The sequence below is a fragment of the Pseudomonas macauensis genome (assembly GCF_047902425.1).
Lineage (GTDB): Bacteria > Pseudomonadota > Gammaproteobacteria > Pseudomonadales > Pseudomonadaceae > Pseudomonas.
Window position 1 is genome coordinate 1,863,352 of record NZ_CP138377.1, and the last position, 23,123, is coordinate 1,886,474.

The following is a 23,123-nucleotide window of genomic DNA, read 5'->3' on the forward strand; positions in this document are numbered from 1 at the left end:
TGAGTTGCTGCTACATCTTCAAACTCCTGCGTGCCGATCATCGATAAGGAGAATCCCATGGCCATCACTTCCGTTCCTTCCGCTGACGGCCAGGAGCTGACCATCGTGGTCCAGGGTCGCTTCGATTTCGGTGCGCACCAGGAATTCCGCGACGCCTACGAACGCGTCGACATCACGCCCAAGCGCTATGTGGTCGATCTCAAGGGCGCCACCTACCTGGACAGCTCAGCGCTGGGCATGCTGCTCCTGCTGCGCGACCACGCCGGCGGCGAGAACGCACAGATCAGCCTGGAACACTGCAACGCCGACGTGCGCAAGATCCTCGCCATCTCCAACTTCGAGCAGCTGTTCAAGATCAGCTGAACTCGACTGTCCTGCATCCGAGAGCGGCCATGGCTGATTTCCTCACGGTCCTGATCGCCGACGACAACGCCGCCGATCGCCTGCTGCTGTCCACCATCGTCAGCCGCCAGGGGCATCGGGTGATCACCGCGTCCAATGGCCTGGAGGCCCTGGCGCTGTTCGCCCAGGAGCGCCCGCAACTGGTGCTGATGGATGCGCTGATGCCGGTGATGGACGGCTTCGAAGCGGCGCGACGGATTCGCCGGCAGGCCGGCGAGGAGCTGGTGCCGATCATCTTCCTCACCTCGCTGAGCGAAACCGAGGCGCTGGTGCAGAGCCTGGAGGCGGGCGGCGACGATTTCCTCTCCAAGCCCTACAACCGGGTCATCCTCGAAGCCAAGATCCGCGCCATGGGCCGCCTGCACCACCTGCAGCGGATGGTGCTGGAGCAGCGCGACCTGATCGCCCGGCACAACGAGCACCTGCTCAACGAGCAGCGGGTGGCCAAGGCGGTGTTCGACAAGGTGGCGCACTCGGGCTGCCTCAACGCGGCGAACATCCGCTACCTGCAATCGCCCTTCGCGCTGTTCAACGGCGACCTGCTGCTGGCCGCGTTCAAACCCTCCGGCGGCATGCACGTGCTGCTCGGCGACTTCACCGGCCACGGTTTGCCGGCGGCCATCGGCGCCATGCCGCTGGCCGAGGTGTTCTACGGCATGACCGCCAAGGGCTACCCGATGGCGGACATCCTTCGCGAGATGAACGCCAAGCTCAAGCGCATCCTGCCGGTGGGGGTGTTCTGCTGCGCGGCGATGCTCAACCTGAGCTTCCAGCGCGGCCTGGTGGAGGTGTGGAACGGCGGATTGCCCAATGGCTATCTGCTGCGCCACGACAAGCGCGAGGCGCTGCCGCTGGTGTCGCGCCACCTGCCGCTGGGCATCCTCGATGCGGCCGCGTTCAACGAGCACTACGAGGTCTACGCCATGGAGGAGGGCGACCGCGTGTTCCTCTTCTCCGATGGCGTGACCGAGGCGCGCAACGCCGCCGGCGAGATGTTCGGCGAGCAGCGTCTGCGCGAGGTCTATGAGGCGGAGGCTGTGCCGTCGCGCCTGTTCGATAGCATCCAGACGGCGCTGGCGCGTTTCCGTGGCGAGGTGCAGGACGACGTCAGCATGCTGGAGGTTGTGCTGGTGCCGGAGCATTCGCTGCAGCGGCCGCCGCTGGCGTTCTCCGACAGCGGCCTGAGCAGCCCGCTGGACTGGTCCGCCAGCTTCGAGTTCCGTGCGCCGACCCTGCGGCACTTCAATCCGCTGCCGTTCCTGCTGCAACTGCTGATGGAGGTGCAGGACCTGCGGCCCAAGGGCGGCGCGCTCTACACCGTGCTCGCCGAGCTGTATTCCAACGCCCTGGAGCACGGCGTGATGGGCCTGGATTCCTCGCTCAAGTGCGATGCCTCCGGGTTCGCCCGCTACTACCAGCAGCGCAGCCAGCGCCTGGCGCAGCTGCGCGACGGCTTCGTGCGCTTCCATCTCGACCTCGCGCCCCACGGCGAGGGCGGGCGCTTGCTGGTGCGGGTGGAGGACAGCGGCGATGGCTTCGACGTCGGCGCGGTGCTGGCTTCCCAACGCGCCGCCGGCAGCCTCTGCGGGCGCGGCTTGACGCTGGTGCGGCAACTGGCCGACCGCTGCCAGTGGTCGGGTGATGGCAAATCGGTGTCCGTGGAGTTCTTCTGGTCGGCTCAGGCATAATCCGGCCTTCGCTTGCCATCCAGCCCTGTGGCGAGCAGTCCTACCGGGAGTGCCGAATGTCCGTGCCGCATCTCGATGACGCCGTGCAGCGCAACCTGCTGGAGATCATGGAAGACGAGTATCCGCTGCTGGTGGAGACTTTCCTGAGTGATTCCGAGGAGCGTCTGAGCAGCATTCGCGCGGCTTTCACCGCCGCCGACGGCGCCGCATTGCGCCATGCCGCGCACAGCTTCAAGGGCAGCTGCGGGAACATGGGCGCCACCGTGCTGAGCGGGCTGTGCAAGCAGCTCGAAGACGCCGCCCGGCACAACGACCTGGCTGCCGCACAGGGGCTGATCGCGAAGGTCGAGCACGAGTTCACCATCGTTCGCACGCTGTTGCTGCCCGGTCGCGCCTGATCCTCTCCGCCAGATCAAACAGAGAATTGGCCCGCCCCTTGCTATCTCCGTGATGGATATTCACATCAACGGAGAACTCCGATGGCTGTCGCCCCGGATATTTTATTGACGCCCACGCCGGACCCCAGGCCCAAGGCGGCGCTCTCCAAGCCTGCGCAGAATTCGCCCGACCCCGCCAACGACAAGGGTTCCAGCTTTGCCGACGTCTACGCGCAGGAGAAGCGCCCGGCGGCCAGCGAGCGTCCCGACAAGGCGGCCAAGCCCAAGGCCGAGAAGCCCAAGGACGCCTCCGACAAGGACGCCAAGACCAGCGATTCCAAGGATGCCGCTGCCGCCGACAAGCCAGCGATTGCCGATGACGGCAAGGCCTTGCCGGCCGACGGCGAGACCAAGGTGGCCGATAGCGAGGAGAAGCCCGAGGCCACCCTCGACCCGCTGCTGATGCTGGGCATGACCGGCCAGTTGCCGGCCCCGACCAGCGAAGCGCCGCCCCTGGTGATCAGCACTGGCGTGGGCCAGCAGACCGTGGCCAGTACGGACGGCGACCTGGAAAAGCTCAACGCACTGCCGGGCGTGACCCTGGCCCTCGACCAGGGCGCGCAGGACCAGGCGCAGCAGCTCCAGCAGACGCAGGTGGCCGGTGACGTGGCTGCCAAGGGCGCTGACAAGCCGGTGGAAGGCAACGGCAAGGCCGACCTGTCGGCAATGCTTTCGGCGTTGACCCCGGATACGACGGCGAAGGCTGCCGACGGCAAGCTGGCCGAAGGTGCACTGCAGACCAGCGCGGACCTGGGCCAGGCCTTGCCGGAGCTCCAGTCCCAGGCCAAGCCCGAGGCGCCACGCAACGAGTCCTTCGCCGCGCGGCTGGAGTCGCTGACCCAGGCACTGAATACGCCGCAGGCCATGACCAACCGTCCGGTGAACCCGCTGGTGCCGGGGCAGCCGGTGTCGGTGCAGCAGAACGGCTGGACCGACCAGGTGGTGGACCGGGTGATGTGGATGTCGTCGCAGAACCTCAAGTCCGCCGAGATCCAGATGGACCCGGCCGACCTCGGGCGCCTGGAAGTGCGCATCCACATGAGCGCCGACCAGACCCAGGTGAACTTCGTCAGCGCCAACGCCAACGTGCGCGAAGCGCTGGACAGCCAGCAGCACCGCCTGCGCGAGATGTTCAGCCAGCAGGGCATGGGGCAGCTCGACGTCAACGTCTCCGACCAGTCCGCCCGCGGCTGGCAACAGCAACAGGGCGGCGATGATCGCGGTGGCTCGCGCCGGGTCGCCGGCTCCGATGGCGACGACGAGCCGATGATCAGCGGCGTGTCCGAGATCCGCCCGCAGGTGGCGGCGCAGGGCAGGGGGCTGGTGGATTACTACGCCTGATGCTCAAGCCGTAGGGCGTACAACCGTTCGCGGTTGTACGCCGATACACCATGCCTGTCTGCCGCCCCAGGGGCGAGCCGGACGCCCAGTTCATACCCGAGCAGGCCGGCGGCCACGGTTAATCGGCGTATAACGCGGAGCGTTATACGCCCTACGCCTAGGGCAACTCTTGCGTGGCGTGTGCGATCGCGCGTCGATGTGCCTCGGAAATTTCTCTCCCCGCCCCGTGACTTCCTCCGTCTAGCCTGTAATATCCGCGGCGGCGCCAGTCCGACAATTCCAAACTGGCACAGCCCTTGCTCCTACCCCGGTATCTGCGCATCGCGCCGGAAAAGTGACGGATATTTGGCATGGCCAAGAAAGATCAGACGCCTCCCTTCCCAGACGGACAGGCCCCCGGCAAGGGCAAACTGAAGCTCATCATTCTCATCGCCCTGGCATTCCTGCTGGCGGTGGGGCTGTCGGTCGGCGGCACCTGGTTCTTCCTGAGCAAGCACGCCAAGCCCGCCGAGGCGGAGGCGAAGGCCGAGGAAGGCGCCGCACCGGGCAAGAAACAGGCGATCTACGAAATCCTCGCGCCGTCCTTCGTGGTCAACTTCAATCAGAACGGCCGCCAGCGTTACCTGCAGGTGGCGGTGGCGCTCATGGGGCGCGACCAGGCGCAGATGGATGCGCTGCGCGAGCAGATGCCGCTGGTGCGCAACCAACTGGTGATGTTGTTCTCCAGCCAGAATTTCGACTCGCTGGTGACCCCGGTGGGCAAGGAGATGCTGCGCCAGCAGGCGACCTCCAGCCTTCAGGAACTGGCGAAGAAGGCGACCGGTCAGTTGACCGTGGAACAAGTGCTTTTCACCAACTTCGTATTGCAGTAGGTACCCGCCATGGCCATGCAGGATCTACTTTCCCAGGACGAGATCGACGCGTTGCTCCACGGCGTCGACGACGGCCTCGTGGAAACCGAGTCCGACGTCGAGCCGGGGGCGATCAAGTCCTACGACCTGACCAGCCAGGACCGCATCGTCCGGGGCCGCATGCCGACCCTGGAGATGATCAACGAGCGCTTCGCCCGTTACACCCGCATCAGCATGTTCAACCTGCTGCGCCGCTCGGCGGATGTCGCCGTGGGCGGCGTGCAGGTGATGAAATTCGGCGAGTACGTGCACTCGCTGTACGTGCCCACCAGCCTCAATCTGGTGAAGATGAAGCCGCTGCGCGGCACCGGCCTGTTCATCCTCGACGCCAAGCTGGTGTTCAAGCTGGTGGACAACTTCTTCGGCGGTGACGGCCGCCACGCCAAGATTGAGGGCCGCGAGTTCACCCCCACCGAGTTGCGGGTGGTGCGCATGGTCATCGAGCAGGCCTTCGTCGACCTCGCCGAAGCCTGGCACGCGGTGATGCCGATCACCTTCGAGTACGTGAACTCCGAGGTGAACCCGGCGATGGCCAACATCGTCAGCCCCAGCGAAGTGGTGGTGGTCTCCACCTTTCACATCGAGCTGGACGGCGGCGGCGGCGACCTGCACATCACCCTGCCGTACTCGATGATCGAGCCGATCCGCGAGATGCTCGATGCCGGCTTCCAGTCCGACGTGGACGACCAGGACGAGCGTTGGATCAACGCCCTGCGCGAGGACATCCTCGACGTCAGCGTGCCGCTGGGCGCCACCGTCGTGCGCCGCCAGCTCAAGCTGCGCGACATCCTGCACATGCAGCCCGGCGACGTGATCCCGGTGGAGCTGCCCGAACACATGATCATGCGCGCCAACGGCGTGCCTTCCTTCAAGGTCAAGCTGGGTTCGCACAAGGGCAACCTGGCCTTGCAGATTCTCGATCCGCTCGAGCGCCCGCGCTGAGCAAGAGGACCCACCATGGCAGATGAAGACAACGTGACTCCCGAAGAACAGGCCCTGGCCGATGAGTGGGCCGCCGCGCTCTCCGAATCGGGCGACGCCAACCAGGACGACATCGACGCACTGATGGCCCAGGGCGGCGCCACCCCGGTGGCACCGGCCGCGCCGCGTGCGCCGATGGAAGAATTCGGCATGGCGCCCAAGGCGCCGACCATCGCCGGCCTGGAAGGGCCGAACCTGGACGTGATCCTGGATATCCCGGTGACCATTTCCATGGAGGTCGGCAACACCGACATCAGCATCCGCAACCTGCTGCAGCTCAACCAGGGCTCGGTGATCGAACTCGATCGCCTGGCCGGCGAGCCGCTGGACGTGCTGGTCAACGGCACCCTGATCGCCCACGGCGAGGTGGTGGTGGTGAACGAGAAGTTCGGCATCCGCCTCACCGACGTGATCAGTCCCAGCGAACGCATCAAGAAGCTGCGCTGACATGGCCCGCCTGTCCGCGATCCTCAGTGCATTGCCTCTGGCGGGGCTGTCCATGCTGGCGTTCGGCGACGACGCTAAGGCGCCGGTGTCGACGCCGGCCATCGTCCACGCCAGCTCCGCCCCGAGCATGATCACCGGCAGCGCTGGCGCGCAGTTGCTGCAACTGCTGCTGGGGCTGGTGCTGGTGGTTGGCCTGATCTTCCTGCTCGCCTGGCTGGTGCGCCGGGTGCAGCAGGTCGGCCCGCGCGGTAGCCAGGCGATCCGCCTGGTTTCCAGCCAGGCCCTCGGCCCGCGCGATCGGCTGGTGCTGGTGCAGGTGGGCGAGGAGCAGATCCTGCTTGGCCTGACGCCGGGTCGCATCACCCCGCTGCACGTCTTGCGCCAGCCGGTGCATGCCGCCGAGTCGGAGCCGGTGCAGCCGGAATTCGCCCAGCGCCTGCTGGAGTTGCTGAACAAGGACAAGGGCCGCCCGCAGTGACCCGTTCGCCGAATCTTTCCGCTCTGCTCGGCGCGCTCAAGCGCAGCGCGCCGCTGCTTCTGGGGCTGCTGGCGCTGGCCGTGCCGCAGGCCTTCGCCGCCGATCCGACGCAGATCTCGGCGATCACCGTGACCACCAACGCGCAGGGGCAGCAGGAGTACTCGGTCAGCCTGCAGATTCTGCTGATCATGACGGCGCTGAGCTTCATCCCGGCGTTCGTCATGCTGATGACCAGCTTCACCCGGATCATCATCGTCTTCTCCATCCTGCGCCAGGCGCTGGGCCTGCAGAGTACGCCGTCGAACCAGGTGCTGATCGGCCTTGCGCTGTTCCTCACCCTGTTCGTCATGGCGCCGGTGTTCGACAAGATCAACGCCAACGCGCTGCAGCCCTACCTCAATGAGCAGATTCCCGCGCAAGAAGCGCTCAGCCGCGCCGAGGTGCCGCTCAAGGCGTTCATGCTGGCGCAGACCCGGCAGTCGGACCTGGAACTGTTCGTGCGCCTGTCCAAGCGCACCGACATCCAGAGCGCCGACGCCACGCCCCTGACCATCCTGGTCCCGGCGTTCGTCACCTCGGAGTTGAAGACTGCGTTCCAGATCGGCTTCATGATCTTCATCCCGTTCCTGATCATCGACCTGGTGGTGTCCAGCGTGCTGATGGCGATGGGCATGATGATGCTGTCGCCGCTGATCATCTCGTTACCGTTCAAGATCATGCTGTTCGTGCTGGTGGACGGCTGGGCGCTGATCATCGGCACGCTCGCCGGCAGTTTCGGGACGGTGTAGCGATGTCGATTCCCGTCGGCGCAACGGTATCCGGTGGCACCGTAGGATGGCGTGTAGCGAAGCGATACCCATCGATCTCCGGGCCGACTCCGCTGATGGGTATCGCAAGCTCCACCCATCCTACGAATGGGCTTCCCACTGGGGCCGCTGTGCAAGAGGAGCAACCATGACTCCCGAAGTTGCCGTAGACCTGTTCCGCGAAGCGCTCTGGCTGACGGCGATGATCGTCGCCATCCTGATCCTGCCCAGCCTGCTGGTGGGCCTGGTGGTGGCGATGTTCCAGGCCGCCACCCAGATCAACGAGCAGACCCTGAGCTTCCTGCCGCGCCTGATCGTGGTGCTGCTCACCCTGATCGTGCTGGGGCCCTGGCTGATACGGCAGCTGATGGAGTACACCCAGACGCTGATCAGCAGCATCCCGACGCTGATCGGCTGATGCTGGAACTCACCAACGCGCAGATCGGCGGCTGGGTCGGGGCCTTCCTGTTCCCGCTGTTCCGCATCGCCGCGCTGCTGATGGTGATGCCGATCTTCGGCACACAGCTGGTGCCGACCCGCGTGCGCCTCTACCTGGCCCTGGCGATCGCCGTGGTGCTGGTGCCGAACCTGCCACCCATGCCGCAGGTGGATGCGCTGAGCGTCAAGGCCATGCTGCTGATCGGCGAGCAGATCCTCATCGGCGCCATGCTCGGCTTCACCCTACAGCTGATGTTCCATGCCTTCGTCATCGCCGGGCAGATCATCTCCATGCAGATGGGCCTGGGCTTCGCCTCGATGGTCGACCCCACCAACGGCATCTCGGTGCCGGTGCTCGGGCAGTTCTTCACGATGCTGGTGACCCTGCTTTTCCTGGCCATGAACGGCCACCTGGTGGTGTTCGAGGTGCTGGCCGAAAGCTTCGTCACCCTGCCGGTGGGCGAGGGGTTGTCGGGCAACCACCTGATCACCGTCGCCGGCAAGCTCGGCTGGGTGATCGGCGCCGGGTTGCTGCTGGCGCTGCCGGCGGTCACCGCGCTGCTGGTGGTCAACCTGGCATTCGGCGCCATGACCCGCGCCGCGCCACAGCTGAACATCTTCTCCATCGGCTTCCCGCTGACTCTGATCATGGGCTTCATCATCGTCTGGATCGGCAGCGCCGACATTCTGTCGCAGTACCAGTCCCTCGCCAGCGAGGGCCTGCAACTGCTCCGTGAACTGGTTCGAGCGAGGTAGCCAGCGATGGCGGAAAGCGAGAGCGGTCAGGACAAGACAGAGGAACCTACAGAGAAACGGCGCCGGGAGGCGCGCGAGAAAGGCCAGCTGCCGCGTTCGCGGGAGCTGAACACCCTCGCTGTGCTCGTCGCCGGCGCCGGCGGCCTGCTGATCTATGGCGCGGGCCTGGCGGACGCACTGATGCGCCTGATGCGCGGCAGCTTCGAGCTGTCCCGCGAGACGGTGATGAACAGCGACAACATGCTCCGGCTGCTGGCCAATGCCGCGCAGATCGCCGGAGAGGGGCTGTGGCCGATCCTCGCGCTGCTGCTGGTGGCGGCGCTGCTCGGGCCGGTGGCTCTGGGCGGCTGGCTGTTCTCCAGCGAGGCGCTGGCGCCCAAGTTCAGCCGCCTGAACCCGCTGGAAGGGCTCAAGCGGATGTTCTCGGCCAAGTCCCTGCTGGAGCTGTTCAAGGCGCTGATCAAGTTCACCGTGGTGCTCGCCGTGGCGATCCTGGTGTTGCAGTCGGACAAGGACGACCTGCTGGCGATGGCCCACGAGCCCACCGAGCAGGCGCTGGTGCATTGCGCCCGGGTGGTCGGCTGGAGCGCCTTCTGGCTGGCCTGCAGCCTGCTGCTGATTGCCGCCGTGGACGTGCCCTACCAGCTCTGGGACAACCGCCAGAAGCTGATGATGACCAAGCAGGAAGTGCGCGACGAGTACAAGGACTCCGAGGGCAAGCCGGAGGTCAAGGCCAAGGTCCGCCAGATGCAGCGCGAGATGGCGCAGCGGCGGATGATGCAGGCGGTGCCGGACGCCGACGTGGTGATCACCAACCCGACGCACTTCGCCGTCGCCCTCAAGTACGACCCCGGCGCAACGGGGGCGCCCAAGCTGCTGGCCAAGGGCAACGACTTCATGGCGCTGAAGATCCGCGAGGTGGCCCAGGAGCACAAGGTCACGGTGCTGGAGTCCCCGGCGCTGGCGCGGGCGGTGTACTACTCCACCGAACTGGACCACGAGATTCCCGCCGGTCTCTACCTCGCGGTTGCCCAGGTGCTGGCCTACGTGTACCAGCTCAAGCAGTTCCGCGCCGGCAAGGGCAAGCGTCCGGGGCCGATGCCGGACCTGCCGATTCCGCCGGACCTGCGGCGGGACGAGTGAGGCCTGCATCGGTCCGGCGAACGGTTCTGCGGTTTCTGTTCGAGCGTACTATCTGTCTCCAGCATTACGCTTCCCATGGCCGACTCGATTGCGTCGGCCTCACTGCCTTCAGGGATGGAAGGAATGAACGACTGGATTCGCCTCGTATTCTGCCTGCTCATGCTGTTGAGCGCCCCCGTGGTCCACGCCGGAGCATTCAGCGAAGAGCCGGTGGCCGAGTCAGTCGCCGCCGACGCCGCGCGGGAACCTTTTGCGCAGACGGTGGCCGTGCCCGTGCTGGAGCGTCCAGTCACCGACCTGACGATGACCCTGGATGCGGTCTGGATCGCGGCCATGGAGCAACGCCTGCTCGCTCTGCAGCAGCGCAAGGGCTCGCAGGTCGCCGTGCTGATGGTGCCCAGCACCGGTGAGGACAGTATCGAGCAATACGCCACGCGGGTGTTCGAACAGTGGTGCCTGGGGCGCCAGGGCGTGGACGACGGCGTGCTGGTGCTGGTGGCCAAGGACGACCGGACCATGCGCATCGAGGTGGGCTACGGGCTGGAGGGGGCCATCCCCGATGTCACGGCTGGACGCATCATTCGCGATGAGATGGTTCCGGCGTTTCGCCAGGGCGACTTCGCCGGCGGCATCGAGCGCGCGGTGGGCGTCCTGGAGCGGCTGATCGATGGCGAAACGCTGCCGGAGGAGCGTCATGACAGCGGCCTGACCCGCGAGGGCTGGCTGCTGCTGATCGCCCTGGGCTGTGGCGCGGTGGCGGGCGTGGCGTTGCGCCGCAAACTGCTGGCCGCCCGTGTGGTCGTCGCTGTGTCGGCAGGGCTGATGGTGCTGCTGGCGTTTGGCGCAGGCCTGAAGACCGCGCCATTGTTCTTCATGGCCGTGTCGTTCTGCATGGCGCTGGGCGGGGCCGTCGGCGCCCTGGCGGCGTCTTCGCGCAAGTCCGCCTGGATCGTCGGCGCCATCGTCGGCTATCTCGTGGCGCTGTCGGTGGGTGCCAGCCGGTACGGCGCCGAGGTGCTGCTGTATGGCCTGGCAGGCCCCATCGGCCTGACCCTTGGGCTGGCGTTGCTGTGTTTGCCCTTCGTCCTCGCCCATGCCGCCTGGAAGCGCAGCCGGCTGGAGTTCCTCATTCGCCTGGCGCTGGCTTCGGGTATCGGTGCGTTCGTCATGACCATCACCGGTATCGTCGAACACCTCGGCGAATTCCCGGAGTCGCTGGCGCTGCTGCCGATGCTGTACTTCCCGATGCTGTTCGCCTTCATCATCGGCCGAGGCTCCAGTTCGGGCTCCGGTTCCAGTGGTGGCGGAAGCTCGTCATCCAGTAGCGGTAGCGGCTATTCCGGCGGCGGTGGCTCCAGTGGCGGAGGCGGCGCTTCAGGGAGCTGGTGAGGTAGGGCGTATAACGCTCCGCGTTATACGCCGATTGGCCTTGGTTTCGGGGTGCTCCGGGCCGGACTGGGGCATCGTCGGAATGCGTGGTGTATCGGCGTACAACCGCGAACGGTTGTACGCCCTACGGGCCTCTGGAACGGGTATTTCCGCCGCTTCGAAAAAGTTGGAACGCTTCCTGCTAAATCCCCTGCAAACGCCCTCCTGGGCGTCAAAAGTTTGATCCGGCGGGCGCAAGATCCGCCGCAGGGCAGGGGAGTCAAGGGTGGACCGCACGCAACTGATCAGCAACGTTCGCAGCAATCTGGCGGGCCTGGGCCGGGGCAATCTCGGCGTGCCGCTGCTGCTGCTGGCCATGCTGGGCATGATGACCCTGCCAATCCCGCCGTTCCTGCTGGACGTGCTGTTCACCTTCAACATCGCCTTGTCCATCGTGGTCCTGCTGGTCTGCGTGTACGCGCTGCGGCCGCTGGACTTCGCCGTGTTCCCGACCATCCTGCTGGTCGCAACGCTGCTGCGCCTGGCGCTGAACGTCGCCTCCACCCGCGTGGTGCTGCTCCACGGGCATGACGGCCACGCCGCCGCCGGCAAGGTGATCCAGGCCTTCGGCGAGGTGGTGATCGGCGGCAACTACGTGGTCGGTATCGTGGTCTTCGCGATCCTCATGATCATCAACTTCGTGGTGGTCACCAAGGGCGCCGGGCGTATCTCCGAAGTGAGCGCGCGCTTCACCCTCGATGCCATGCCCGGCAAGCAGATGGCCATCGACGCCGACCTCAACGCCGGCCTGATCGAACAGGCGGAAGCCAAGAAGCGCCGCGCCGAAGTGGCCCAGGAAGCCGACTTCTACGGCTCCATGGACGGTGCCAGCAAGTTCGTTCGCGGTGACGCCGTCGCCGGCCTGCTGATCCTCTTCATCAACCTCATCGGTGGCGTGGCCATCGGCATGCTCCAGCACTCGATGAGCTTCGGCGATGCCGGCAAGGTCTACGCCCTGCTGACCATCGGTGACGGCCTGGTGGCGCAACTGCCGTCGCTGCTGCTGTCCACCGCCGCGGCGATCATGGTGACCCGCGTGTCCAGCGCCGAGGACATGGGCCAGCAGGTCAACCGGCAGATGTTCGCCTCGCCCAAGGCGCTGGCCATCTCCGCCGCGATCCTGATCGCCATGGGCCTGGTGCCGGGCATGCCGCACATTTCCTTCGTCGGCCTGGGCGGCCTGGCCGCTGGCGGCGCTTACCTGATCTGGCGGCGCCAGCGCCAGGCGGCGCAGCAGGCCGAGCAGGAAGCCCAGCGCCAGCAGGAGCTGCTGCCGGCCCAGCGCGCCCAGGAAACCAAGGAGCTGGGCTGGGACGACGTGACCCCGGTGGACATGGTCGGCCTGGAAGTCGGCTACCGCCTGATCCCGCTGGTGGATCGCAACCAGGGTGGCCAATTGCTGGCGCGGATCAAGGGCGTGCGCAAGAAGCTGTCCCAGGACCTGGGCTTCCTGATGCCGTCGGTGCACATCCGCGACAACCTCGACCTGCTGCCCAACGCCTATCGTTTGACGCTGATGGGTGTCAGTGTGGCCGAAGCCGAGATCTACCCGGACCGCGAGCTGGCGATCAACCCCGGCCAGGTGTTCGGCACCTTGAACGGCATCGCCGGCAAGGACCCGGCCTTCGGTCTGGAAGCCGTGTGGATCGAGGCCTCGCAGCGCGACCAGGCGCAGTCCCTGGGCTACACCGTGGTGGACGCCAGCACCGTGGTCGCCACCCACCTGAACCAGGTGCTGCACAAGCACGCCCACGAACTGCTTGGTCACGAGGAAGTCCAGCAACTGATGCAACTGCTGGCCAAGACCTCGCCCAAGCTCGCCGAAGAGCTGGTGCCGGGGATGATTTCCCTGTCGACCCTGCTCAAGGTCCTGCAGGCGCTGCTGCAGGAGCAGGTGCCGGTGCGCGACATCCGCACCATCGCCGAGGCCATCGCCAACGTTGCCGCCAAGAGTCAAGATCCCGCCGCCATGGTGGCGGCAGTTCGTGTCGCGCTGTCCCGCGCAATCGTGCAAACCATTGTGGGACTAGAGCCGGAGCTGCCTGTGATCACGCTGGAACCCAGGTTGGAACAGATATTGCTGAACAGTCTGCAGAAGGCCGGACAGGGCTCCGAAGACGGCATGTTGCTGGAACCCGGAATGGCGGAAAAGCTGCAACGCTCGATGGTCGAGGCGGCGCAGCGCCAGGAAATGCTCGGCAAGCCGGCGATCCTGCTGGTGGCCGGTCCCGTCCGCGCGATGATGTCCCGATTCGCGCGGATGGCGGTCCCCACCATGCACGTGCTGGCTTACCAGGAAATCCCGGACAACAAACAAGTGACGATCGTCGCCACCGTTGGGCAGAACTGATTGAGGTCGCAGGCCATGCAGGTAAAACGCTTCTTCGCCGCCGATATGCGTCAGGCCATGAAACTGGTCCGTGACGAGCTGGGCCCGGACGCCGCGATCATCGGCAATCGCCGTGTCGCCGGTGGCGTGGAACTGACCGCGGCGCTGGACTACCAGGCCCCGGCGGCGGCCAGCAAGCCGAACCCGGCGCTGGAAGCCGAGCTGCGCAAGACCCAGGCGCGCATCGCCCAGGCCAGGGCCGAGCTGAGCGAGCCGACCCGCATGAGCGAGGCCGTGAGCAAGGACCGTCAAATGTACGACGCGCCGGCGCCGCGCCGCAGTGCTGCCGAGACCCTGGCGGAAGCCATGGCCGCCCCGGTTGCGCCGGCTGCCGCCAACGTCGGCCAGCAGGCGCTGGAAGCCATGCGCTTCGAGCTCAACGGTCTGCGTGAACTGATCGAAGTGCAGTTGGGCTCCATTGCCTGGAACCAGCTGCAGAACCAGCGTCCGAAACAGGCCAACCTGTGGCGCCGCCTGCAGCGCATGGGCCTGCCGGCGGACCTGTCGCGCAGCCTGCTGGAGAAGGTGGCCTCCATCGCCGATCCGAAGCAGGCCTGGCGCATGCTGCTGGCGCACCTGGCGCGCTCCATCAACACTCCGGAAATCGACCTGCTGGAGCAGGGCGGGGTGGTTGCGCTGGTCGGCCCGGCCGGCATGGGCAAGACCACCACCCTGGCCAAGCTGGCGGCGCGCTACGTACTGAAATACGGTGCGCAGAGCATTGCCCTGGTGTCCATGGACAGCTTCCGCATCGGCGCCCAGGAGCAGATCAAGACCCTTGGCCGCATCCTCAACGTTCCGGTGACCCTGGTCGATCCGGGTCAGTCGCTGATCCAGGCCATGGCGCCGCTGGCGCGCAAGCGCCTGGTGCTGATCGATACCGCCGGCCTGCCCGCCAACGATCCGGCGCTGCGCATGCAGCTCGAAGCCCTGGCGGCGCAGAGCCTGAATGTGAAGAACTACCTGGTGCTGGCCGCGACCAGCCAGAGCCAGGTACTCAAGGCCGCCTGGCAGAACTATCGTTCGTGCGGATTGACCGGGTGCATCCTGACCAAGCTGGACGAGGCTGGCAGCCTTGGCGAGGCGCTCGCTCTGGCAATTGGCCAGCGTCTCCCGGTAGCCTATCTGGCGGACGGCCCGAAGATTCCGGATGATCTGCAGGTTGCGCGCAGCCACCAGTTGGTCAGTCGCGCGGTGAGCCTGCAGGCGCCGGAAGAGCCGAGCGAGGACGCCATGGCCGAGCTGTTCGCCGGCCTGTACCAGCAGCCGGTGCGCCGCGCCAGCTGAACGAATTGAACGGCCCCATGGTGGGGTGACGGGCGGCCAGGTGGGCTGCCCGGCGAGGCGGATGCTCTGGGAGACGATCCGCGAACGCCGGAAGCGGTAGAGCACCGCGGCCGGCAGGGCCGCAGCGCCAGGGGGCGCGGCGGCTGAATGACGAGACAAGGTATTGATATGGGCATGCATCCTGTACAGGTAATCGCAGTCACCGGTGGCAAGGGTGGTGTCGGCAAGACCAACGTGTCGGTGAACCTGTCACTGGCGCTGGCCGACCTCGGCCGCCGCGTCATGCTGCTGGACGCCGACCTGGGCCTGGCGAACGTCGACGTGCTGCTGGGCCTGACCCCCAAGCGCACCCTGGCCGATGTCATCGAAGGCGAGTGCGACCTGCGCGACGTGATCCTCCAGGGCCCCGGCGGCGTTCGCATCGTTCCGGCGGCCTCCGGCACGCAGAGCATGGTGCACCTCACCCCCATGCAGCACGCCGGCCTGATCCAGGCATTCAGCGACATCAGCGACAACATCGACGTGCTGGTTGTGGATACCGCCGCCGGCATCGGCGACTCGGTGGTGAGCTTCGTCCGTGCCGCGCAGGAAGTGCTGCTGGTCGTCTGCGATGAACCCACTTCGATCACCGACGCCTACGCTTTGATCAAGCTGCTCAACCGCGACTACGGCATGACCCGCTTCCGCGTGCTGGCGAACATGGCCCACAGCCCCCAGGAGGGCCGCAACCTGTTCGCCAAGCTGACCAAGGTCACCGACCGATTCCTCGATGTGGCGCTGCAATACGTGGGCGCCATTCCGTACGACGAGTCGGTGCGCAAGGCGGTGCAGAAGCAGCGTTCGGTGTATGAGGCGTTCCCGCGCAGCAAGGCTTCCCTGGCCTTCCGTGCGATAGCGCAGAAAGTCGACAGCTGGCCGCTGCCGGCCAACCCGCGTGGGCACCTGGAGTTCTTCGTCGAGCGCCTGGTGCAGCATCCAACCACGGGTTCGGCCGTATGATGACGGCCTCCGGAGCGCGTATGTACAGCAAGGCGCAGGCGCAGAACTCCCAGGACCAACTGATCCAGCGGTACGCGCCGCTGGTCAAACGTATCGCCTACCACCTGCTGGGCCGCCTGCCGGCCAGCGTGCAGGTGGAGGATTTGATGCAGGCCGGCATGATCGGCCTGCTGGAAGCGGCGAAGAAATACGATGCCGGCAAGGGCGCGAGCTTCGAGACCTACGCCGGCATCCGCATCCGCGGCGCCATGCTCGACGAGGTGCGCAAGGGCGATTGGGCCCCGCGTTCGGTGCACCGCAATACCCGCATGGTCAGCGACGCGATCCGCACCGTCGAGGCCAGAACCGGTCGTGACGCTAAAGATCAGGAAGTCGCTGCCGAACTCAATATGAGTCTCGAAGAGTATTACGGCATTCTCAGCGACACCCAGGGCAGCCGCTTGTACAGCTTCGACGATCTGCTGCAGGACGGCGAGCAGGGCAGTGGCCTGGCCGAAGACGCTTCGCACCAGGGCAACGAGCCCTCCCACGGCCTGGAAGACGAACGCTTCCAGGCGGCGCTGGCCGACGCCATCACCAAGCTGCCCGAGCGTGAGCGGCTGGTGCTGGCCCTGTACTACGACGAGGAACTCAACCTCAAGGAGATCGGCGAAGTGCTGGGGGTCAGCGAGTCCCGGGTCAGCCAGCTGCACAGCCAATGCGCCGCGCGCCTGCGGGCACGTCTGGCGGAGTGGCGCGCGCACTGAGGTTCGGGTAGTTTCGCGTCGGATTTTTCTCAGGCTTCAGACGCAGGTTTCAGAATTCTTCCGGGCGACGTCCCTTTGACGCCGCCCACACGGGATGAGCGCACGGCGCTCGATGAATTGACGGCACGCCCGCCAGGACGTGCCTGGTATCGATGGAGGTCGGTTTGGACAAGAATATGAAAATTCTCATCGTGGACGACTTCTCCACGATGAGGCGCATCATCAAGAACCTCCTGCGGGACCTGGGGTTCACCAACACCGCAGAAGCCGACGACGGCACCACTGCGCTGCCGATGCTGCACAGCGGCAACTTCGACTTCCTCGTCACCGACTGGAACATGCCCGGCATGACCGGCATCGACCTGCTGCGCGCGGTCCGCGCCGACGAGCGCCTCAAGCACCTGCCGGTGCTGATGGTCACCGCCGAGGCCAAGCGCGACCAGATCATCGAAGCGGCCCAGGCCGGGGTCAACGGTTATGTGGTCAAGCCTTTCACCGCTCAGGTGCTGAAAGAAAAGATCGAGAAGATTTTCGAGCGGGTCGGCAGTTAAGGCTGACAGAGAGGGCGTTATGGATCTCGTCAACGAATCCGCGGGTGACTTCGAGTCGACCCTGAAAAAACACGCGCGCGAATTGGTCGATTGCCTGGATCGTGGTGAAGTCCAGACCGCCGTGCAGCTGATTTCCGAGCTCAACCAGGCGCGCGATCGCGGGCTCTACCAGGAAGTCGGCAAGCTCACCCGCGAGCTGCACAACGCCATCGTCAACTTCCAGATCGATCCCAATTCCCGCCACGCCGAGGAAATGTCGCAGATCGCCGACGCCACCGATCGTCTTTCCTACGTGGTGAAGATGACCGAGAAGGCGGCCAACCGCACCATGGACCTGGTGGAAGAGTGCACCCCGGTGGTGATGCACATCGAAACCCAGGCCAAGGAGCTGCAGGAAGACTGGGCGCGCTTCATGCGCCGCGAGCTGGGGCCCGAGGCCTTCCGTGACCTGGCCAAGCGCGTCGAGCAGTTCCTCTACATCAGCGCCCAGGACAGCCGCAAGCTCTCCGCGCACCTCAACGACATCCTCCTGGCGCAGGACTTCCAGGACCTCACCGGGCAGGTGATCAAGCGCGTCACCAAACTGGTCACCGAGGTCGAGTCGAACCTGGTCAAGCTGGTCTGGATGGCCGGCCAGGTGGACCGCTACGCCGGTATCGAGCATGACTACCAGGGCATGAGCGAGGCCGTCGAAAAAGAAAGATCGTCCAAGGGTGAAGGTCCGCAGATCGCTGCCGATACAAGAAAAGACGTCGTATCCGGTCAGGACGACGTTGATGACCTGTTGTCCAGCCTGGGTTTTTAAGCGTCGCCTGACGCTGTAGAGGGAGCACCGAATGAGCTTCGACGCCGATGACGAGATCCTCCAGGACTTCCTGGTGGAGGCCGGCGAGATCCTCGAGCAACTGTCCGAGCAACTGGTCGAGCTGGAAAGCCGACCCGATGACATGGACCTGCTCAATGCGATTTTCCGTGGGTTCCATACCGTCAAGGGCGGAGCCGGCTTCCTCCAGCTGAACGCGCTGGTGGAGTGCTGCCACATCGCCGAAAACGTCTTCGACATGCTGCGCAAGGGCGAACGCCGCGTGGATGCCGAACTCATGGACGTGATGCTGCAGGCGCTGGATACCGTCAACGTCATGTTCCAGCAGGTGCGTGACGCGCAGGAGCCGACCCCGGCTACGCCGGAGCTGCTCGCTGCCCTGTCGCGCTTGGCTGATCCGAACGCCGCGCCGGCCGAAGCTCCGGCGGCCGCCGAGCCCGTAGTCGAGCCAGCGCCGGCGGCTCCGGCAGCCTACGGCGACATCACCGATGCCGAGTTCGAGCAACTGATGGATGCGCTCGAACCCGCCGCCGACGCCCCCGCGGCATCGGCGGGTGCCGGTGGCGACGACATCACCGACGACGAATTCGAGGCGCTGCTCGACCAGTTGCACGGCAAGGGTCAGTTCGGCGGCGTCCAGTCGCCCGCCAGCGCCGCGCCCGCCGCGCCCGCCGCGCCCGCCGCGAGCGAAGCCGCTCCGGCCTCCAGTTCGGGTGACGACATCACCGACGACGAGTTCGAAGCGCTGCTCGACCAGCTGCATGGCAAGGGCCAGTTCACCGGCGCGAAGGAAGAGCCGGCCGTTGCTGCGCCTGTGGATAAAGCAGAGAAATCCACCGAGGCTTCCACTGCCGGCGGCAACGACAACATCACCGACGACGAATTCGAGAAGCTGCTCGACGAGCTGCATGGCAAGGGCCAGTTCACCGGCGCGAAGGAAGAACCGGTCGCCGCCGCCAAACCGGCCGCCGCGCCGCCGCCGGCCAAGCCTGCCGCACCGGTGAAGGCCCAGGCCGCCAAGCCAGCCGAGGCGCCGCGCCCGGTCGCCGCTGCCGAGAAGCCGGCCAGCGAAGCGGAAACCACCGTGCGGGTGGACACCGCGCGTCTCGACGAAATCATGAACATGGTCGGCGAACTGGTGCTGGTGCGTAACCGCCTGGTGCGCCTGGGCGCCAACAGCGGCGACGAGGCGATGGCCAAGGCCGTGTCGAACCTCGACGTGGTCACTGCCGACCTGCAGTCGGCGGTCATGAAGACCCGCATGCAGCCGATCAAGAAGGTCTTCGGCCGCTTCCCCCGTCAGGTCCGCGACCTCGCGCGCAACCTGAAGAAAGAGATCAACCTGGAGCTGATCGGCGAAGAGACCGACCTGGACAAGAACCTGGTCGAGGCTCTGGCCGACCCGCTGGTGCACCTGGTGCGCAACGCGGTGGATCACGGCATCGAAGGCCCCGACGAGCGCGAAGCCGCTGGCAAGGCGCGCTCCGGCCGGGTGGTACTGTCCGCCGAACAGGAAGGCGACCACATCCTGCTGTCGATCTCCGACGACGGCAAAGGCATGGACCCGGACGTGCTGCGCGCCAAGGCCGTGGAGAAGGGCCTGCTGGACAAGGACGCGGCTGACCGCCTCTCCGAGTCCGACTGCTACAACCTGATCTTCGCTCCGGGCTTCTCGACCAAGACCGAGATTTCCGACGTCTCCGGCCGCGGTGTCGGCATGGACGTGGTGAAGACCAAGATTTCCCAGCTCAACGGCATCATCAATATCTATTCCACCAAGGGCCAGGGCTCGAAGATCGTCATCAAGGTCCCGTTGACCCTGGCGATCATGCCGACCCTGATGGTGATGCTGGGCAACCAGGCCTTCGCCTTCCCGCTGGTGAACGTCAACGAAATCTTCCACCTCGACCTGTCGAACACCAACGTGGTCGACGGCCAGGAAGTGGTGATCGTCCGCGACAAGGCCCTGCCGCTGTTCTACCTCAAGCGCTGGCTGGTGCCGGGCGCCCAGTACGAGGAGCCGGGCGAGGGGCATGTGGTGATCCTCTCGGTGGGCACCCAGCGCATCGGCTTCGTGGTCGACCAGTTGGTGGGCCAGGAAGAGGTGGTGATCAAGCCGCTGGGCAAGATGCTGCAGGGCACCCCGGGCATGGCCGGGGCAACCATCACCGGTGACGGGCGGATCGCCCTGATCCTCGATGTGCCGAGCATGCTCAAGCGCTACGCGCGGCGTATCTGATTCTTGCGTGCGCGGGGACGCCCGCGCGCGTGGCAAGGCTTCATTCAGGAGTGTCTATGGCTGTCAAAGTCCTGGTGGTGGACGATTCGGGATTCTTCCGCCGCCGTGTCTCGGAGATTCTCTCCGCCGATCCGCAGATCCAGGTGGTCGGCACGGCTACCAATGGCCGCGAGGCGATCGACCAGGTGCTGGCGCTCAAGCCCGACGTGATCACCATGGACTACGAGATGCCGCTGATGGACGGCATCACCGCCGTACGAACCATCATGCAGCGCTGCCCGACCCCCGTGCTGATGTTCTCCTCGCTGACCCACGAGGGCGCGCGGGTGACCCTGGACGCGCTGGATGCCGGCGCGGTCGACTACCTGCCGAAGAACTTCGAGGACATCTCGCGCAACCCGGACAAGGTCCGCCAGTTGCTGTGCGAGAAGGTCCACACCATCGCCAGGAGCAACCGCCGCTTCGCCGCCTACGCCTCGTATTCCACGAGCGCTCCGGCTTCCGCCCCGGCGCCTGCCGGCAGCGCCCTGCGCCAGACCGCTCCCGCTTCGTCGGGTGGCGGCCATGCGCCGGCCGCCCCGGCCCCGGCGACCTCCGCCGCCCCAAAGCGTAAGCCCTACCGGCTGGTGGCCATCGGTACTTCCACCGGTGGGCCGGTGGCGCTGCAGCGGGTCCTGACCCAGCTGCCTGCCAACTTCCCCGCGCCGCTGGTGCTGATCCAGCACATGCCGGCGGCCTTCACCAAGGCTTTCGCCGAGCGCCTGGACAAGCTGTGCAAGATCACCGTCAAGGAAGCCGAGGACGGCGACCTGCTGCGCCCCGGCGTGGCCCTGCTGGCCCCCGGCGGCAAGCAGATGATGGTCGACGCCCGTGGCGCCGTGCGCATCCTGCCCGGCGATGAGCGCCTCAACTACAAGCCCTGTGTCGACGTGACCTTCGGTTCCGCGTCCAAGGCCTACGGCGACAAGGTGCTGGCGGTGGTCCTCACCGGCATGGGCGCCGATGGCCGCGAAGGCGCGCGCATGCTCAAGCAGGGCGGCAGCCAGGTGTGGGCGCAGGATGAAGCCAGCTGCGTGATCTACGGCATGCCCATGGCGATCGCCAAGGCCGGCCTGGCGGATGCGGTGTACAGCCTGGACGACATCGGTCGCCATCTCACCGAGGCCTGCGGCTGATGGATGTCCTCAGCATTGTCGGCCTGATCCTCGCGCTGGTCGCCATCGTCGGTGGCAACTTCCTCGAGGGCGGGCATGTCGGCGCGCTGGCCAACGGCCCGGCGGCGCTGATCGTGATGGGCGGCACCCTGGCCGCCGCACTGCTGCAGACCCCGGTGGCGGTGCTCAAGCGCTCGGTGCAGATGCTGCGCTGGATCATCCTGCCGCCCAAGGTGGACCTGGTCGGCGGCATCAACCATGTCGTGGGCTGGAGCATGACCGCGCGCAAGGAAGGCCTGCTGGGGCTGGAAACCGTCGCCGACGCTGAACACGATCCTTATGCGCGCAAGGGCCTGCAACTGCTGGTGGATGGCGCCGAGCCGGAGGCCATCCGCAGCATCCTCGAAGTCGACCTGTACAACCAGGAAACCCGCGACCTGGCGGCAGCCAAGGTGTTCGAAGCCATGGGCGGCTACTCGCCGACCATCGGTATCATCGGCGCGGTGATGGGCCTGATCCACGTGATGGGCAATCTCGCCGACCCCAGCCAATTGGGCAGCGGCATTGCCGTGGCCTTCGTCGCCACCATCTATGGCGTGGGCCTGGCCAACCTGCTGCTGCTGCCGGTGGGCAACAAGCTGAAGAGCATCGTGCACCGCCAGTCCTGCTACCGCGAGATGCTGATGGAGGGCCTGCTGTCCATCGCCGAGGGCGAGAACCCGCGCTCCATCGAACTGAAGCTGCAAGGCTTCGTCGGCTGAGGGAGCACACGCAGATGGCTCGCCGCAGACGTCACGAGGAACACGAGAATCACGAACGCTGGCTGGTGTCCTACGCGGACTTCATCACCCTGCTGTTCGCCTTCTTCGTGGTGATGTACTCGATCTCCTCGATCAACCAGGGCAAGTACAAGATTCTCTCGGAAACCCTGACCGGCGTGTTCAACCAGCCAGATCGCGCGGTCCGCCCGATCCCCATCGGCGAGGAACGGCCGCGCACCCAGCAGCCGGACCAGTCGCTCAACGAACCGATGGATGACGGCCAGGCCCAGGGCAGTCCGGATACCCTGGAACAGATCGCCAGCAGCATGCGCGAGGCGTTCGGCGAGCTGATCAAGAGCGACCAGGTCAGCGTGCGCGGCAACGAGTTCTGGATCGAGATCACCCTCAATTCCAGCCTGCTGTTCCCCAGTGGCGATGCGATTCCCAACGACACCGCGTTCAACATCGTCGAGAAGGTCGCCAGGATTCTGGCGCCTTACCGCAACCCGGTGCATGTCGAAGGTTTTACCGACAACGTGCCGATCCACAACAGCCAGTACCCGACCAACTGGGAGCTGTCGGCCGCCCGCGCCGCGAGCATCGTGCGCATGCTCGCCCAGGACGGGCTGGATGCCGGCCGATTGGCCGCGGTGGGCTATGGTGAATTCCAACCGGTAGCGGACAATGCGACGGCCGAAGGGCGCGCCCGCAACCGCCGGGTGGTGCTGGTGATCTCCCGCAACCTCGAGGTACGTCGCGCGGTGAGCGGCGTGGGCAGCGGCAAGGCGCAGCCGGACCCGGCGTTGCGACATGCTGGCACGCAACCTGCACCAGTGGTTGTCAGCGAGGCGCCCGGCAGTGGCGCCGTCAAATCTTCGTCATCGGCGGCAGGGGAGTGAGCGGCATGACACCCCTGAA

The 23,123-nt window shown here is 66.0% G+C and carries 23 protein-coding genes; all 23 read left to right on the plus strand.

Annotated features, from left to right (window positions below; translation table 11 throughout):
- Positions 1-57: 57 nt before the first annotated feature.
- The 23 genes from SD196_RS08895 to motD all read left to right on the plus strand — a co-directional run bounded on the left by SD196_RS08895 (position 58) and on the right by motD (position 23,104).
- On the plus strand, positions 58-363 hold the full coding sequence (locus SD196_RS08895; protein ID WP_275607946.1) for an STAS domain-containing protein: 306 nt from the start codon (positions 58-60) through the stop codon (positions 361-363).
- A gap of 29 nt (positions 364-392) precedes the next feature.
- Positions 393-2,090 (plus strand): ATP-binding SpoIIE family protein phosphatase, encoded by a 1,698-nt coding sequence (locus tag SD196_RS08900; protein ID WP_370601084.1) that lies wholly within the window; start codon positions 393-395, stop codon positions 2,088-2,090.
- A gap of 56 nt (positions 2,091-2,146) precedes the next feature.
- Entirely contained in the window at positions 2,147-2,488 is a 342-nt protein-coding gene (locus SD196_RS08905) for an Hpt domain-containing protein (RefSeq protein WP_275607945.1), read from the plus strand.
- Positions 2,489-2,569: 81 nt separating this feature from the next.
- On the plus strand, positions 2,570-3,868 hold the full coding sequence (locus SD196_RS08910) for a flagellar hook-length control protein FliK (protein WP_416311274.1): 1,299 nt from the start codon (positions 2,570-2,572) through the stop codon (positions 3,866-3,868).
- A 350-nt stretch (positions 3,869-4,218) separates the two neighbouring features.
- A complete protein-coding gene (fliL, locus tag SD196_RS08915) occupies positions 4,219-4,740 on the plus strand; it encodes a flagellar basal body-associated protein FliL (protein ID WP_207888084.1) in 522 nt (173 codons plus the stop codon).
- Positions 4,741-4,749: 9 nt separating this feature from the next.
- A complete protein-coding gene (fliM, locus tag SD196_RS08920; protein WP_152222002.1) occupies positions 4,750-5,721 on the plus strand; it encodes a flagellar motor switch protein FliM in 972 nt (323 codons plus the stop codon).
- Between the two features lie 15 nt (positions 5,722-5,736).
- Positions 5,737-6,207 carry a flagellar motor switch protein FliN gene (gene fliN, locus SD196_RS08925; protein ID WP_152222004.1) on the plus strand — a complete coding sequence of 157 codons (471 nt, stop codon included), beginning with the start codon at positions 5,737-5,739 and terminating at the stop codon, positions 6,205-6,207.
- 1 nt (position 6,208) lies between these two features.
- Entirely contained in the window at positions 6,209-6,685 is a 477-nt protein-coding gene (fliO, locus tag SD196_RS08930) for a flagellar biosynthetic protein FliO (RefSeq protein WP_416311275.1), read from the plus strand.
- Positions 6,686-6,708: 23 nt separating this feature from the next.
- Positions 6,709-7,473, plus strand: coding sequence for a flagellar type III secretion system pore protein FliP (gene fliP, locus SD196_RS08935; RefSeq protein WP_416311727.1), 765 nt, complete (start codon positions 6,709-6,711; stop codon positions 7,471-7,473).
- 166 nt (positions 7,474-7,639) lie between these two features.
- A complete protein-coding gene (fliQ, locus tag SD196_RS08940; RefSeq protein ID WP_275607942.1) occupies positions 7,640-7,909 on the plus strand; it encodes a flagellar biosynthesis protein FliQ in 270 nt (89 codons plus the stop codon).
- Positions 7,909-8,685 carry a flagellar biosynthetic protein FliR gene (gene fliR / locus SD196_RS08945; protein ID WP_331317256.1) on the plus strand — a complete coding sequence of 259 codons (777 nt, stop codon included), beginning with the start codon at positions 7,909-7,911 and terminating at the stop codon, positions 8,683-8,685. The genes fliQ and fliR overlap by 1 nt, the downstream gene beginning before the upstream one ends.
- Positions 8,686-8,691: 6 nt before the next feature.
- On the plus strand, positions 8,692-9,828 hold the full coding sequence (gene flhB / locus SD196_RS08950) for a flagellar biosynthesis protein FlhB (RefSeq protein ID WP_416311276.1): 1,137 nt from the start codon (positions 8,692-8,694) through the stop codon (positions 9,826-9,828).
- A 123-nt stretch (positions 9,829-9,951) separates the two neighbouring features.
- Positions 9,952-11,217 carry a TPM domain-containing protein gene (locus SD196_RS08955; protein ID WP_416311277.1) on the plus strand — a complete coding sequence of 422 codons (1,266 nt, stop codon included), beginning with the start codon at positions 9,952-9,954 and terminating at the stop codon, positions 11,215-11,217.
- Positions 11,218-11,482: 265 nt separating this feature from the next.
- Entirely contained in the window at positions 11,483-13,606 is a 2,124-nt protein-coding gene (gene flhA / locus SD196_RS08960) for a flagellar biosynthesis protein FlhA (protein ID WP_416311278.1), read from the plus strand.
- Positions 13,607-13,621: 15 nt separating this feature from the next.
- Positions 13,622-14,932 carry a flagellar biosynthesis protein FlhF gene (flhF, locus tag SD196_RS08965; RefSeq protein WP_331317265.1) on the plus strand — a complete coding sequence of 437 codons (1,311 nt, stop codon included), beginning with the start codon at positions 13,622-13,624 and terminating at the stop codon, positions 14,930-14,932.
- Positions 14,933-15,100: 168 nt separating this feature from the next.
- Positions 15,101-15,931, plus strand: a complete 831-nt coding sequence (gene fleN, locus SD196_RS08970) for a flagellar synthesis regulator FleN (protein WP_015476555.1) — start codon at positions 15,101-15,103, stop codon at positions 15,929-15,931.
- On the plus strand, positions 15,928-16,677 hold the full coding sequence (gene fliA, locus SD196_RS08975; RefSeq protein ID WP_275607936.1) for an RNA polymerase sigma factor FliA: 750 nt from the start codon (positions 15,928-15,930) through the stop codon (positions 16,675-16,677). Before fleN ends, fliA begins: the two co-directional genes overlap by 4 nt.
- A gap of 176 nt (positions 16,678-16,853) precedes the next feature.
- Positions 16,854-17,228 (plus strand): chemotaxis response regulator CheY, encoded by a 375-nt coding sequence (locus SD196_RS08980; protein ID WP_085988857.1) that lies wholly within the window; start codon positions 16,854-16,856, stop codon positions 17,226-17,228.
- Positions 17,229-17,247: 19 nt separating this feature from the next.
- Entirely contained in the window at positions 17,248-18,033 is a 786-nt protein-coding gene (locus tag SD196_RS08985) for a protein phosphatase CheZ (protein ID WP_275607935.1), read from the plus strand.
- A gap of 31 nt (positions 18,034-18,064) precedes the next feature.
- Positions 18,065-20,290 carry a chemotaxis protein CheA gene (locus SD196_RS08990; protein ID WP_416311279.1) on the plus strand — a complete coding sequence of 742 codons (2,226 nt, stop codon included), beginning with the start codon at positions 18,065-18,067 and terminating at the stop codon, positions 20,288-20,290.
- Positions 20,291-20,346: 56 nt separating this feature from the next.
- The gene (locus tag SD196_RS08995) at positions 20,347-21,465 is read left to right on the plus strand and encodes a protein-glutamate methylesterase/protein-glutamine glutaminase (protein WP_275607933.1); all 1,119 of its coding nucleotides are present in this window, start codon (positions 20,347-20,349) and stop codon (positions 21,463-21,465) included.
- The gene (locus SD196_RS09000; RefSeq protein WP_275607932.1) at positions 21,465-22,205 is read left to right on the plus strand and encodes a flagellar motor protein; all 741 of its coding nucleotides are present in this window, start codon (positions 21,465-21,467) and stop codon (positions 22,203-22,205) included. The genes SD196_RS08995 and SD196_RS09000 overlap by 1 nt, the downstream gene beginning before the upstream one ends.
- Before the next feature lie 14 nt (positions 22,206-22,219).
- The gene (gene motD, locus SD196_RS09005) at positions 22,220-23,104 is read left to right on the plus strand and encodes a flagellar motor protein MotD (RefSeq protein WP_416311280.1); all 885 of its coding nucleotides are present in this window, start codon (positions 22,220-22,222) and stop codon (positions 23,102-23,104) included.
- Positions 23,105-23,123 lie beyond the last annotated feature (19 nt).

What these genes read in the sequence shown, in the direction of transcription:
- fliM (WP_152222002.1), top strand. Translation starts at nt 4,750, where the DNA reads ATGGCCATGCAGGATCTACTTTCCCAGGACGAGATCGACGCGTTGCTC.
- flhB (WP_416311276.1), top strand. Translation starts at nt 8,692, where the DNA reads ATGGCGGAAAGCGAGAGCGGTCAGGACAAGACAGAGGAACCTACAGAG.
- fliO (WP_416311275.1), top strand. Translation starts at nt 6,209, where the DNA reads ATGGCCCGCCTGTCCGCGATCCTCAGTGCATTGCCTCTGGCGGGGCTG.
- SD196_RS08990 (WP_416311279.1), top strand. Translation starts at nt 18,065, where the DNA reads ATGAGCTTCGACGCCGATGACGAGATCCTCCAGGACTTCCTGGTGGAG.
- SD196_RS08895 (WP_275607946.1), top strand. Translation starts at nt 58, where the DNA reads ATGGCCATCACTTCCGTTCCTTCCGCTGACGGCCAGGAGCTGACCATC.
- SD196_RS08900 (WP_370601084.1), top strand. Translation starts at nt 393, where the DNA reads ATGGCTGATTTCCTCACGGTCCTGATCGCCGACGACAACGCCGCCGAT.
- flhF (WP_331317265.1), top strand. Translation starts at nt 13,622, where the DNA reads ATGCAGGTAAAACGCTTCTTCGCCGCCGATATGCGTCAGGCCATGAAA.
- SD196_RS08955 (WP_416311277.1), top strand. Translation starts at nt 9,952, where the DNA reads ATGAACGACTGGATTCGCCTCGTATTCTGCCTGCTCATGCTGTTGAGC.
- fliR (WP_331317256.1), top strand. Translation starts at nt 7,909, where the DNA reads ATGCTGGAACTCACCAACGCGCAGATCGGCGGCTGGGTCGGGGCCTTC.
- SD196_RS08985 (WP_275607935.1), top strand. Translation starts at nt 17,248, where the DNA reads ATGGATCTCGTCAACGAATCCGCGGGTGACTTCGAGTCGACCCTGAAA.
- fliA (WP_275607936.1), top strand. Translation starts at nt 15,928, where the DNA reads ATGATGACGGCCTCCGGAGCGCGTATGTACAGCAAGGCGCAGGCGCAG.
- SD196_RS08980 (WP_085988857.1), top strand. Translation starts at nt 16,854, where the DNA reads ATGAAAATTCTCATCGTGGACGACTTCTCCACGATGAGGCGCATCATC.
- SD196_RS08905 (WP_275607945.1), top strand. Translation starts at nt 2,147, where the DNA reads ATGTCCGTGCCGCATCTCGATGACGCCGTGCAGCGCAACCTGCTGGAG.
- SD196_RS09000 (WP_275607932.1), top strand. Translation starts at nt 21,465, where the DNA reads ATGGATGTCCTCAGCATTGTCGGCCTGATCCTCGCGCTGGTCGCCATC.
- fliN (WP_152222004.1), top strand. Translation starts at nt 5,737, where the DNA reads ATGGCAGATGAAGACAACGTGACTCCCGAAGAACAGGCCCTGGCCGAT.
- SD196_RS08910 (WP_416311274.1), top strand. Translation starts at nt 2,570, where the DNA reads ATGGCTGTCGCCCCGGATATTTTATTGACGCCCACGCCGGACCCCAGG.
- fliQ (WP_275607942.1), top strand. Translation starts at nt 7,640, where the DNA reads ATGACTCCCGAAGTTGCCGTAGACCTGTTCCGCGAAGCGCTCTGGCTG.
- motD (WP_416311280.1), top strand. Translation starts at nt 22,220, where the DNA reads ATGGCTCGCCGCAGACGTCACGAGGAACACGAGAATCACGAACGCTGG.
- SD196_RS08995 (WP_275607933.1), top strand. Translation starts at nt 20,347, where the DNA reads ATGGCTGTCAAAGTCCTGGTGGTGGACGATTCGGGATTCTTCCGCCGC.
- fleN (WP_015476555.1), top strand. Translation starts at nt 15,101, where the DNA reads ATGGGCATGCATCCTGTACAGGTAATCGCAGTCACCGGTGGCAAGGGT.
- fliL (WP_207888084.1), top strand. Translation starts at nt 4,219, where the DNA reads ATGGCCAAGAAAGATCAGACGCCTCCCTTCCCAGACGGACAGGCCCCC.